At 68.1% G+C, this 11,550-nt stretch carries 10 protein-coding genes; 7 read left to right on the top strand and 3 right to left on the bottom strand.

The window, feature by feature from the left end:
* The first annotated feature begins 99 nt into the window (after positions 1-99).
* Positions 100-993: a DMT family transporter gene (locus QWG60_RS15805; protein WP_146908829.1), complete on the top strand. Its 894-nt coding sequence runs from the start codon at positions 100-102 to the stop codon at positions 991-993.
* Here QWG60_RS15805 and QWG60_RS15800 read toward each other — a convergent pair.
* The 3 genes from QWG60_RS15800 to QWG60_RS15790 are packed head-to-tail and all read right to left on the bottom strand — an operon-like array spanning position 971 to position 3,916.
* The gene (locus QWG60_RS15800) at positions 971-1,720 is read right to left on the bottom strand and encodes an ABC transporter ATP-binding protein (protein WP_046079352.1); all 750 of its coding nucleotides are present in this window, start codon (positions 1,718-1,720) and stop codon (positions 971-973) included. The genes QWG60_RS15805 and QWG60_RS15800 overlap by 23 nt on opposite strands.
* A complete protein-coding gene (locus QWG60_RS15795; RefSeq protein WP_107180927.1) occupies positions 1,714-2,787 on the bottom strand; it encodes a FecCD family ABC transporter permease in 1,074 nt (357 codons plus the stop codon). Before QWG60_RS15795 ends, QWG60_RS15800 begins: the two co-directional genes overlap by 7 nt.
* A gap of 1 nt (position 2,788) precedes the next feature.
* A complete protein-coding gene (locus QWG60_RS15790; protein WP_046079354.1) occupies positions 2,789-3,916 on the bottom strand; it encodes an ABC transporter substrate-binding protein in 1,128 nt (375 codons plus the stop codon).
* Between the two features lie 272 nt (positions 3,917-4,188).
* Between QWG60_RS15790 and QWG60_RS15785 the strand changes: the two genes are divergently transcribed.
* The 6 genes from QWG60_RS15785 to greA all read left to right on the top strand — a co-directional run bounded on the left by QWG60_RS15785 (position 4,189) and on the right by greA (position 11,483).
* A complete protein-coding gene (locus QWG60_RS15785) occupies positions 4,189-4,470 on the top strand; it encodes a DUF2218 domain-containing protein (protein ID WP_046079355.1) in 282 nt (93 codons plus the stop codon).
* Complete coding sequence (locus QWG60_RS15780; protein WP_246124667.1) at positions 4,470-5,420, top strand: DMT family transporter; 951 nt, start codon at positions 4,470-4,472, stop codon at positions 5,418-5,420. Before QWG60_RS15785 ends, QWG60_RS15780 begins: the two co-directional genes overlap by 1 nt.
* 72 nt (positions 5,421-5,492) lie before the next feature.
* Entirely contained in the window at positions 5,493-6,299 is an 807-nt protein-coding gene (gene dapB / locus QWG60_RS15775) for a 4-hydroxy-tetrahydrodipicolinate reductase (RefSeq protein WP_146908827.1), read from the top strand.
* A 286-nt stretch (positions 6,300-6,585) separates the two neighbouring features.
* Positions 6,586-7,731, top strand: coding sequence for a glutamine-hydrolyzing carbamoyl-phosphate synthase small subunit (gene carA, locus QWG60_RS15770; protein WP_035592974.1), 1,146 nt, complete (start codon positions 6,586-6,588; stop codon positions 7,729-7,731).
* 48 nt (positions 7,732-7,779) lie between these two features.
* On the top strand, positions 7,780-11,010 hold the full coding sequence (carB, locus tag QWG60_RS15765; RefSeq protein WP_046079358.1) for a carbamoyl-phosphate synthase large subunit: 3,231 nt from the start codon (positions 7,780-7,782) through the stop codon (positions 11,008-11,010).
* Positions 11,007-11,483 (top strand): transcription elongation factor GreA, encoded by a 477-nt coding sequence (greA, locus tag QWG60_RS15760; RefSeq protein ID WP_046079359.1) that lies wholly within the window; start codon positions 11,007-11,009, stop codon positions 11,481-11,483. The genes carB and greA overlap by 4 nt, the downstream gene beginning before the upstream one ends.
* The last annotated feature ends 67 nt before the right edge of the window (positions 11,484-11,550 follow it).

Below are 11,550 nucleotides of genomic sequence, written 5' to 3'. Positions count from 1 at the left end.
TCAGATGGGAATCATTCCCGTCGACGGTGTACCATGTGGGGCTATTCCGGGCGCGGTGATCGCCGGGCCCGACCGATCCAATCACTCACAGGGGCGCTCATGGATAACGCCACGGATCGGCCGCTGGCCGGCATCGTGCTTCGACTGATGTCGGGCATTCTTTTCACGGGCATGATGGTGTGCGTCAAGGCGGTGAGCGATGCGGTGCCGCTGGGCCAGACCGTGTTCTTCCGCTCTGCCTTCGCGCTGCTGCCGATCGTGATCTTCATGACCTGGCGGCGTGAGTTCCCGCGGGCGCTGGTGACGCGCAAGCCGCTGGGGCATCTGGTGCGCTCGGGGCTGGGGGCGGCGGCGATGTTCGCCTCCTTCGCCGCGGTGGCGCGGCTGCCGGTGGCCGAGGCGACGCTGCTGGCCCAGCTGTCGCCGGTGGCCATGGCGGTGGGGGGCGTGCTGCTGCTGGGTGAACGTTTCACCCTCCACCGGGCGGCGGCCTTCGCGCTGGTGCTGGCGGGGGTGGCGGCGCTGGTGGTGCCCGACCTGGGTGAGTCCCGCGGGCAGGTGATGGGCTACGGCCTGGGCGTGCTGGCCGCGCTGCTGACGGCGGGGGCGCTGGTGACGGTGCGGCGCATATCGCGCACCGAGACGGCGGCGTCCATCGCCTTCTATTTCGTGCTGGTCACGGCGCTGGCGGGGCTCGCCACCCTGCCGCTGGGCTGGGTGGCGGTGTCGGGACAGACGCTGGCGCTGCTGGTGCTGGCGGGGCTGTTCGGCGGGGCCGCGCATATCTGCATGACCCTGGCGCTGCGCTATGCCGAGGTCTCGCGCCTGGCGCCCTTCGAGTACGTGGCGCTGGTCTGGCCGGTGCTGGCCGACCTGGCGATCTTCGGCCTGGCGCCGTCAAGCGGCTTCCTGGTGGCCCTGCCCCTGGTGCTGGGCGGGGCGGCCCTGGCGGCGCTGGAAGGGCGTCGCCTCACACGGCCTCTTCGACAATGAGCTGAGGCTGGCCCCTCGAGCAGCGTTCGATGCGCGCGGTCACCTGATAGACGCGATGCAGCAGCTCGGGGGTCACCACCTCCTCGGTGGGGCCGCAGGTGATCAGCTCGCCGTGCTTGAGCACCATCGCCTGGTCGGTGAAGCGCAGCGCGTGGCCCAGATCGTGCAGGGCGGCGATCACCAGCATGCCGCGCTCCTTCGCCAGCCGGCGCAGGATCGACAGCAGCTGGATCTGGCGATGCAGGTCCAGCGCCGAGGTCGGCTCGTCGAGCAGCAGCACCTCCGGGTTCTGTACCAGCGCCTGGGCCGCGCCCACCATCTGCCGCTGGCCGCCGCTCAGGTCGCCGATGTCACGCTCGCCGAGCGCGGCGATGCCCAGCGCGTCCAGGGCGCGATCCACCTCGGCCAGGTCCTCGGGCTTCACGTTCAGGCGCCGGCCCTGCATGCGCGCCAGCAGCACCGACTCGTAGACCGTCAGCACCGCATTGACGCCGGTGTCCTGCGGCATGTAGGCCACCGGGCGCTCGCGGGTGGCCCCCTCGATGCGCACCGTGCCGCCGCCGTCGAGCAGCCCGAAGATGCGCCGGAAGAGGGTCGACTTGCCCGCGGCGTTGGGGCCGAGCACGGCCACCACCTGGCCGCCCTCGAGGGGTGGGGTGGTGATCTCGGAGAGAATGCGGCGGCGGCCGTAGCGGGCCGACAGCCCGTCGAGGGTGAGCGTTACCATGAGGCCTTCTTGTTGCTGAGAACGAGGAACAGGAAGAAGGGGATGCCGACCAGCGAGGTGATGATGCCGATCGGGATGACGGTCCCGGGGATCAGCACCTTCGACAGCACCGAGCCGATGGACAGGATCAGCGCGCCGCACAGCGCCGCGCCGGGCAGGAAGAAGCGCTGATCCTCGCCCAGCAGCAGGCGGGCGATGTGCGGCCCGACCAGGCCGATGAAGCCGATGGTGCCGACGAAGGCCACGGCGATGGCGGCCAGCAGCGAGACCAGCACCAGCACCTCGAGGCGCAGTGCGCGGGGCTTCACGCCCAGGCTCTCGGCCTTGGCGTCGCCCAGGCGCATGGCGGTCAGCGCCCAGCCGTGGCGCGCCAGCAGCGGCATCACCACGGCCAGTACGCCGAGTGCGATCCACAGCTTGGGCCAGGTGGCCTTGGTCAGGCTGCCCATGGTCCAGAACACCACCGCGGAGACGGCCTGCTGGCTGGCGAAGAACTGGATCAGCGCCATCAGGGCGTTGAAGATGAAGACCATGGCGATGCCCAACAGCACGATGGTCTCGATGGTCACGCCGCGCCGCATGCTCAGGGCATGGATCGCGAAGGCGGTCAGCATGGCCATGACGAAGGCGTTGATCGGCACCATGTAGTCGACCGCCGCGGGCACGATCACCACGCCGAAGGCCAGAGCCAGGGCGGCGCCGAAGCTGGCGCCGGCAGAGATACCGAGCGTGAAGGGGCTAGCCAGCGGGTTGCTGAGGATGGTCTGCATCTGGGCGCCGGCCACGGACAGGCTGGCGCCGACCACCAGCGCCATCAGCGCCACCGGCATGCGGATCTCCCACAGGATGACGCGGGCCTGCTGGCCGACGTCATCCGGGGAGAACAGCGCGGTAATCACCTCGCCGAGGCCGAAGCGGGCCGGTCCCAGGGCCAGGTCGACGCACAGGCTCAGGAACAGCGCCAGGGTCAGGGCAGCGAGAATCAGCTGGCGGCGGACCACCAGGGCGCGATAGAAGTCTCGCCCCTCCTCGGCGGAGGGGGCGGCGGACGGTGCGCTGGCCGACATGTCAGTCATCCTTCAGCGAGACCCAGTAGCCCGGGGCGTAGTCCACCGGCAGGAAGCGTTCATGCAGTTCCTGCAGCGTCGCCTCGGGGTCGAGATCGGCGAACAGCTCGGGGTGGAACCACTTGGCCAGCCGCTGCACGGCGACGAAGTAGTAGGGGCTGTTGTAGAACTGGTGCCAGATGGCGTGGAAGTCATCGTTCTCCACGGCCTCGATGCCGGTCATGGCGGTGCGCTCGGTCAGCCCCTGGAGCTTGGCCCGGGCGGCCTCCATGTCGGCGCCGGGGCCCACGCCCACCCAGGCGCCGCCGGGCACGTAGGCGTCCCAGTTGCCCCCGGTCACCACCACCTGCTGCGGGTCGGCGGCGATGATCTGTTCCGGGTTCAGGGTGCCGAAGGTGTTGGGGATGATGCCGTCGGCGATGTTGCTGCCGCCGGCGAGCTCGACGTACTCGCCGAAGTTGCCCGGGCCGAAGCTCATGCAGCACTCCTCGGAGTAGCCGCCGGCGCGGTCGATCAGCACCCGCGGGCGTTCCGGCTCGGCGGCGGCAATGGTCTCGGTGACCCGCGCCATCTGTGCCTCGGAGAAGTCGATGAAGGCCTCGGCGGCGTCTTCCTCGCCCAGCAGCTCGCCCATCAGTCGCATCGAGGGCGTGGTGTGTGCGAGCGGATCTTCGCGGAAGTCCACGTAGACGATCGGGATGCCCAGCCGGGCGAGCTTGTCGTCGTAGGCGGCATCCTCGGTGGCGGTCCTGGCCTCGAGGTTCATCAGCACCACGTCGGGCTGCAGCGCGGCGGCCTGTTCGACGTCGAAGGTGCCGTCCTTGAAGCCGCCGAAGGTCGGGATGTCTTCCAGTTCGGGGAACTTCGCCGCGTAGCTGGCGTAGTTGTCCGGATCGGCCTGGGAGAAGTCCTCGCGCCAGCCCACCACGTGCTCGAACGGGTTCTCCGGCTGCAGCGCGCCCAGCAGGTAGATCTGACGCCCCTCGCCAAGGATCACGCGATCCACGGGGGCGTCGACGGTGACCTCACGACCGGCGACGTCGGTCACGGTGATTTCCTCGGCCAGGGCAGCCGTGGAACCGAGGGCGATGGCCGTGCCGGCGACGGCTTTCAGCAAGGGGCTGGACATGGGCGGTATCGGGCTCGTTTCGTGTGTCGGAATGCGCGAGGGGCGCCGGTGCTGCCTGCTGGTGGTTACGTATCATTCCTATTCGCAGGCGATGGCCAGTATGCCCGCATCTCTCGGCGGCGTCGAGACAGGCGGAACGTCGCGTTCCGCCCCGGCGGGCGGCCCTCGGGTACCGCAGTGGCGAACATGAGGTTGCCGGATAGGGACTGGCGCGCGAGGGTGCCCACGTCATAGGCTGGAGGCCTATCCACTCTGGAACGCGGAGGGCAGAGATGCCGATTTCACGAGCCGATATCGCCACCGAGTCCGGCGACAAGCTGATCAACCGACTGTGCAAGCACTGGGCCCACAAGCTGGAAGTCGAGCAGGAAGAGGGCAAGGGGCGCGTGACCTTCGAGGCGGGCAGCTGCCTGATGACCAGCGAGCCGGGCAAGCTGCACGTGGCCATCGAGGCCCTGGACGAAGAGGCGCTGGACCGGCTCGAGGGCGTGGTGGCGAGCCATCTCGAACGCATGGCCGGCAAGGAGCCGCTGGAGATCGTCTGGGAGAACTGATGGCCTCCCGTGCCCCGGTCCGCCGCGCCCACCTCGGCATGCTGGCCTGGGCGCTGCTGGTGGGGCTTTCCTTTCCCATCGTGGGGCGGCTCGGCGAGCTGCCGCCACTGTCGCTGACCGCGCTGCGCTTCGCCATCGCCTGCCTGGGGCTGTGGGCACTGGTGCACCGCTCCCCCGAGCGCCGGCCCGCGCGGTGCGCCTGGCCGTGGCTCGTCGCCATGGGGGCGTGCCTGGCGGGGTTCTTTGGCGCGATGTTCTGGGCCGCCCATCACGCCACGGCGCTGTCCATGTCCACGCTCTACGTCAGCGTGCCGCTGCTGGCCTATGGCATGGGGCTGGCGGTCGGCGTGGAACGGCTGGCCTGGCGGCTGCCGGCGATCCTTGCGCTGGGCGCGCTCGGGGCCCTGGGGCTGGCCGGCGCCGAGGCCTGGCAGCGCGGCGGCCAGTGGCGCTTCGGCGCCGGCGAGGCGGTGTTCTTCCTCGGCTGCCTGTGCTCGGCGCTGTATCCGGTGCTGTCGCGTCGCGGCCTGGTCGCCGGGCACCTGCCCGCCTCGGCGGCGGTGCGCACCTTCTGGAGCCTGGCGCTGGGCGGCGTGCTGGTCGGAGCGCTGGGGATCGTCGTGGAGCCGGTGGCCAGGCTCGCCACCATGAGCGGGCGCGACGCCCTGCTGATCGTCTATCTGGGGCTCGGCTCCAGCGCCTTGACCTTCTGGCTGATGCAGCGCGCCACGGCGGTGCTCGGCCCGGCCAGCATTACCGCCTACGGCTATCTGGTGCCCTTCGTCTCGATGCTGTGGCTGTTCGTTGAGACGCCGTCGCGGCTCGACTGGGTCTGGCTGCCGGGCAGCGCCCTGGTGGTGCTGGCCATCGGCCTGCTGCTGGCCGGCGGCGAGGAAGGCGCCGATGACGGCCACGCTGGCGCGGCCGAGGGTGGCGAGCGTCGCGGCTGACGGCGCGGTCTCCCTCGGGGCTCTGATATACTCCCGGCCATCTTTCGATCCGCCAATGTCAGGAGTCTCCGCATGACCCGTATCGCCATCGTCGGTGTCGCCGGCCGCATGGGCCGCACCCTGGTCAACGCCGTGCAGCAGGATGCCGAAGCCACCCTGGCCGGCGGCATCGTCGAGCCGGGCAGCTCGCTGGTCGGCGCCGATCTCGGCGAGCTGTCCGGTCAGGGCAAGCTGGGGGTCGCCGCGGTCGATTCCCTGGCGCAGATCGTCGACGACGTCGACGTGCTGATCGACTTCACCACGCCGCAGGTGACGCTTTCCAACCTGGCGATCTGCGCCGAGCACGGCAAGCGCATCGTGATCGGCACCACCGGCCTGTCCGACGACGAGCTGGCCGAGCTGGACGGCTACCGCGACCGCGTGCCGATGGTCTTCGCGCCCAACATGAGCGTCGGCGTGAACCTGACCCTCAAGCTGCTCGAGACCGCCGCCAGGGCGCTGGGCGACGAGGGCTATGACATCGAGGTGATCGAATCCCACCACCGCCACAAGGTCGACGCGCCCTCCGGTACCGCGCTGAAGATGGGCGAGGTGATGGCCGATGCCATGGCGCGTCCGCTGAAGGAATACGGTGTGTTCGAGCGCGTCGGCCAGTGCGGGCCGCGCACCGACAAGGAGATCGGCTTCGCCACCGTGCGCGCCGGCGACATCGTCGGTGAGCACACCGTGATGTTCGCCACCGAGGGCGAGCGCATCGAGATCACCCACAAGGCCTCCAGCCGCATGACCTTCGCCAAGGGCGCGGTGCGCGCGGCGCGCTGGGTGAGCGAGCGTCCGGCCGGGCGCTACGACATGCAGGACGTCATCGGCCTGAATTGAGCCATCGGTATGCGTGAGGGGGTAGTCGAGCGGGCTCGGATGCTTTAAAATCCCCCAAATTTTGGCCGGGCGACGGCCCTTCGCCGCGCAAGCGCTTGTTGCGTCGGCCCAGCATTCCGAGCGAATGACAACAAGCGGGATGAAACCGGTCTTCCATGTCGGGTTTCGTCCCGCTTTTTTACGGGCCGAAGGGCGGTGGGGCGTTTTACCCGTCGGGTGCCTGCCGAGCCTATCCTTGACGAGCTGTCTCTTGAAGTCGTCTGTGAACATATGGGAGGACGTTGCATTGAACAAACCCGCGATACTGGCCTTGGAAGATGGCAGTGTGTTTCATGGCACCGCCATCGGCGCCGATGGACAAACCAGCGGTGAGGTGGTGTTCAATACGGCCATGACCGGCTATCAGGAAATTCTCACCGACCCCTCCTATACCCGTCAGATCGTCACCCTGACCTATCCTCACATCGGCAACACCGGCATCAACGCCGAAGACGTCGAATCCGGTGCCATCGCCGCCGCCGGCCTGGTGATCCGCGACCTGCCGCTGCTGGCCAGCAACTTCCGCTCCGAGCAGTCGCTCTCCGACTACCTGGTCAGCCAGAACGTGCTGGGCATCGCCGACATCGACACTCGCCGCCTGACCCGCATCCTGCGCGACAAGGGTGCCCAGAACGGTGCCATCCTGGCCGGCGCGGACGCCGAGGGCGAGGACGCTGAGGCGCGCGCCCTGGCCGCGGCCAACGCCTTCCCGGGCCTCAAGGGCATGGACCTGGCCAAGGTGGTGTCCTGCCAGTCCGCCTACGAGTGGAGCGAGGGCGAGTGGGCCCTGGGCGCCGGCTACGCCGATGCCGCCGAGGCCGAGCGTCCCTTCCACGTGGTCGCCTACGACTACGGCGTTAAGCGCAACATCCTGCGCATGCTGGCGTCCCGCGGCTGCCGCCTGACCGTGGTGCCGGCCCAGACCCCGGCCAGCGAGGTCATGGCGCTGAATCCGGACGGCGTCTTCCTCTCCAACGGCCCGGGCGACCCCGAGCCCTGCGAGTATGCCATCGCCGCCATCCGCGAGCTGCTCGAGACCGAGCTGCCGATCTTCGGCATCTGCCTCGGCCACCAGCTGCTGGCGCTGGCCAGTGGCGCGACGTCCGAGAAGATGAAGTTCGGCCACCACGGTGCCAACCATCCGGTCCAGGATCTCGATACCGGCCACGTGATGATCACCAGCCAGAACCACGGCTTCGCCGCGGACGAGGCGTCCCTGCCCGAGACCCTGCGCGCGACCCATCGCTCGCTGTTCGACGGCACCCTGCAGGGCATCGAGCGCACCGACCGTCCGGCCTTCAGCTTCCAGGGCCACCCGGAGGCGAGCCCGGGGCCGCGCGACGTCGCGCCGCTGTTCGATCGCTTCATCGAGATGATGAAGGCCAAGCGCTAACCGTCCGATCGTCGCCCCTCGTCCGTCACCTTTTTTGCGGGAAGCACCATGCCAAAACGTACCGACATCCAGAGCATCCTGATCATCGGCGCCGGCCCCATCGTCATCGGCCAGGCCTGCGAGTTCGACTATTCCGGCGCCCAGGCCTGCAAGGCCCTGCGCGAAGAGGGTTACCGGGTCATCCTGGTCAACTCCAACCCGGCCACCATCATGACCGACCCGGTGATGGCCGACGCCACCTACATCGAGCCGATCACCTGGCAGGCGGTGGAGAAGATCATCGAGGCCGAGCAGCCCGATGCCGTGCTGCCGACCATGGGTGGCCAGACCGCGCTCAACTGCGCCCTCGACCTGGACAAGCACGGCGTGCTCGCCAAGCACGGCGTGGAGATGATCGGCGCCAACGCCGACGCCATCAACATGGCCGAGGACCGCGACCTGTTCGACCAGGCCATGAAGCGCATCGGCCTGGAGTGCCCCAAGGCCAAGGTCGCCCACACCATGGACGAGGCCTGGGGCATCCAGGGCGAGCTGGGCTTCCCGGTCATCATCCGCCCGTCCTACACCATGGGCGGCTCCGGCGGCGGCGTGGCCTACAACAAGGAAGAGTTCGAGGAGATCTGCACCCGCGGTTTCGAGCTCTCCAACAACCACGAGCTGCTGATCGACGAGTCGCTGCTGGGTTGGAAGGAATACGAGATGGAGGTCGTTCGCGACAAGAACGACAACTGCATCATCGTCTGCGCGATCGAGAACTTCGATCCCATGGGCGTGCACACCGGTGACTCCATCACCGTGGCCCCGGCCCAGACGCTGACCGACAAGGAATACCAGAACATGCGCGACGCCTCCCTGGCGGTGTTGCGCGAGATCGGCGTCGAGACCGGCGGTTCCAACGTCCAGTTCGGCGTCGACCCGAAGACCGGCCGCGTGGTGGTCATCGAGATGAACCCGCGGGTGTCGCGCTCCTCGGCGCTGGCCTCCAAGGCCACCGGCTTCCCGATCGCCAAGATCGCCGCCAAGCTGGCCGTCGGCTACACCCTGGACGAGCTGCAGAACGACATCACCGGCGGTCGCACCCCGGCGTCCTTCGAGCCGTCCATCGACTACGTCGTGACCAAGATTCCGCGCTTCACCTTCGAGAAGTTCCCCCAGGCCAACGACCGTCTGACCACCCAGATGAAGTCGGTGGGCGAGGTGATGGCGATCGGCCGTACCTTCCAGGAGTCGCTGCAGAAGGCGCTGCGCGGCATGGAGACCGGCAACGACGGCCTCGACCCGAAGATCACCCGCTTCACCGACGAGGCGATGGCGCAGATCAAGGGCGAGCTGCAGGCCGCCGGCGCCGACCGCATCTTCTACGTCGCCGATGCCATGCGCAGCGGCATGAGCGTCGAGGACGTGTTCGCGCTGACCAACATCGACCGCTGGTTCCTGGTCCAGCTCGAGGATCTGATCCTGACCGAGCAGGCCCTGGCCAGGCGCTCGCTCTCCGAGCTGAGCGCCCGTGACCTGTGGCAGCTCAAGCGCAAGGGCTTCTCCGACGCCCGCCTGGCGGCGCTGCTCGGCGTGGCCGAGAAGGAGTTCCGCAAGACGCGCCAGAAGGCCGGCATCCGCCCGGTCTACAAGCGGGTCGACACCTGCGCGGCCGAGTTCGCCTCCGACACCGCCTACATGTACTCCACCTACGAGGAGGAGTGCGAGGCCGAGGTCAGCGACAAGCAGAAGATCATGGTGCTCGGCGGCGGTCCGAATCGCATCGGCCAGGGCATCGAGTTCGACTACTGCTGCGTCCACGCCGCGCTGGCCATGCGCGACGACGGCTACGAGACCATCATGGTCAACTGCAACCCGGAGACCGTCTCCACCGACTACGACACCTCCGACCGCCTCTACTTCGAGCCGGTGACCCTGGAGGACGTGCTGGAGATCGCCGACAAGGAACAGCCGGCCGGCGTGATCGTGCAGTTCGGCGGTCAGACCCCGCTCAAGCTGGCCCGCGAGCTCGAGGCCGCCGGCGTGCCGATCATCGGCACCACCCCGGACGCCATCGACCGCGCCGAGGACCGCGAGCGCTTCCAGACCATGATCGACAAGCTGGGCCTCAAGCAGCCGCCCAACGCCACCGCGCGCAGCTTCGACGAGGCCTTCGCCAAGGCCGAGGCGATCGGCTATCCGCTGGTGGTGCGCCCGAGCTACGTGCTCGGCGGCCGGGCCATGGAGATCGTCTACGATGCCTCCGAGCTGGAGAACTACATGACCCACGCGGTCAAGGTCTCCAACGACTCGCCGGTGCTGCTGGACCACTTCCTCAACGCCGCCATCGAGGTCGACATCGACGCCGTTTCCGACGGCCAGCAGGTGGTGATCGGCGGCATCATGCAGCACATCGAGCAGGCCGGCGTGCACTCCGGCGACTCCGCCTGTGCGCTGCCGCCGTACTCGCTGCCGGCCGACGTGCAGGACGAGATGCGCGACCAGGTCAAGCGCATGGCGGTGGAGCTCGGCGTCAACGGCCTGATGAACGTGCAGCTGGCCTGGCAGGACGGCGAGATCTACGTCATCGAGGTCAACCCGCGCGCCTCGCGCACCGTGCCCTTCGTCTCCAAGTGCATCGGCACCTCGCTGGCCCAGGTGGCGGCGCGCTGCATGGCCGGCATCAGCCTGGCCGACCAGGGCTTCGTGGCCGAGATCGTGCCGACGACCTACAGCGTCAAGGAAGCGGTCTTCCCGTTCAACAAGTTCCCGGGCGTCGACCCGATCCTGTCGCCGGAGATGAAGTCCACCGGCGAGGTGATGGGTTCCGGCGAGACCTTCGCCGAGGCCTTCTACAAGGCGCAGCTGGGGGCCGGCGAGGCGATTCCGTCGCTGGAAGGCGAGCGCAAGGCGTTCCTGTCCGTGCGCGAGCCCGACAAGGCGGGTGTTATCGAGGTGGCCCGTTCTCTGTTAACATTGGGCTTCACCCTCTGTGCGACCCGTGGTACGGCGGCGGCCCTTCAGGCGGCCGATCTGCCCGTGGAGATCGTGAACAAGGTCTACGAGGGTCGTCCGCACATCGTCGATCTGCTCAAGAACGACGAGGTCGCCTACATCGTCAATACCACCGAGGGCCGTCAGGCCATCAATGATTCCTCGGTGATCCGTCGCACCGCCCTCGCCCGCAAGGTTCCCTATGCCACCACCCTGGCAGGGGCCAAGGCCGTTTGTCTGGCGCTCGAGTACGGCAATGCCATCACCGTGCGGCGGCTACAGGAACAGCATGCAGGAGTCAGTCAATGAACAAGGTCCCGATGACCGTCGTCGGTGAGCAGCGCCTTCGCGACGAGCTCGATCACCTCAAGAGCGAGGCCCGTCCGAACGTGATCGCGGCCATCGCCGAGGCGCGCGAGCACGGCGACCTCAAGGAGAACGCCGAGTATCATGCGGCCCGCGAACAGCAGGGCTTCATCGAGGGGCGTATCCAGGAGATCGAAGGCAAGCTGTCCAACGCACAGGTCATTGATGTCACCAAGCTGCCCAAGACCGGCAAGGTGATCTTCGGGGTGACCGTGGAGCTGATGAACCTCGATACCGACGAAGAGGTGACCTACCGCATCGTCGGCGAGGACGAGGCCAACATCAAGGAAGGCCAGATCTCCGTGACCTCGCCCATCGCCCGTGCCCTGATCGGCAAGGAAGAGGGTGAGGTGGTGCTGGTGCGTACCCCCGGCGGCGACGTCGAGTACGAGATTTCCAGCGTCGAGCACCTGTGATTCAAGCTTGAAGCCCTAGGCTGGAAGCTTGAAGAAAAACACCCCCGCAGCACCGCTGCGGGGGTGT

It is taken from the genome of Halomonas halophila, from assembly GCF_030406665.1.
Classification (GTDB): Bacteria; Pseudomonadota; Gammaproteobacteria; order Pseudomonadales; family Halomonadaceae; genus Halomonas; species Halomonas halophila.
The sequence above is the reverse complement of the archived record's forward strand: the minus strand, read 5'-3'. Positions and strand labels throughout refer to the sequence as shown.

What these genes read in the sequence shown, in the direction of transcription:
- QWG60_RS15805 (WP_146908829.1), top strand. Translation starts at nt 100, where the DNA reads ATGGATAACGCCACGGATCGGCCGCTGGCCGGCATCGTGCTTCGACTG.
- QWG60_RS15800 (WP_046079352.1), bottom strand. Translation starts at nt 1,720, where the DNA reads ATGGTAACGCTCACCCTCGACGGGCTGTCGGCCCGCTACGGCCGCCGC.
- QWG60_RS15795 (WP_107180927.1), bottom strand. Translation starts at nt 2,787, where the DNA reads ATGTCGGCCAGCGCACCGTCCGCCGCCCCCTCCGCCGAGGAGGGGCGA.
- QWG60_RS15790 (WP_046079354.1), bottom strand. Translation starts at nt 3,916, where the DNA reads ATGTCCAGCCCCTTGCTGAAAGCCGTCGCCGGCACGGCCATCGCCCTC.
- QWG60_RS15785 (WP_046079355.1), top strand. Translation starts at nt 4,189, where the DNA reads ATGCCGATTTCACGAGCCGATATCGCCACCGAGTCCGGCGACAAGCTG.
- QWG60_RS15780 (WP_246124667.1), top strand. Translation starts at nt 4,470, where the DNA reads ATGGCCTCCCGTGCCCCGGTCCGCCGCGCCCACCTCGGCATGCTGGCC.
- dapB (WP_146908827.1), top strand. Translation starts at nt 5,493, where the DNA reads ATGACCCGTATCGCCATCGTCGGTGTCGCCGGCCGCATGGGCCGCACC.
- carB (WP_046079358.1), top strand. Translation starts at nt 7,780, where the DNA reads ATGCCAAAACGTACCGACATCCAGAGCATCCTGATCATCGGCGCCGGC.
- greA (WP_046079359.1), top strand. Translation starts at nt 11,007, where the DNA reads ATGAACAAGGTCCCGATGACCGTCGTCGGTGAGCAGCGCCTTCGCGAC.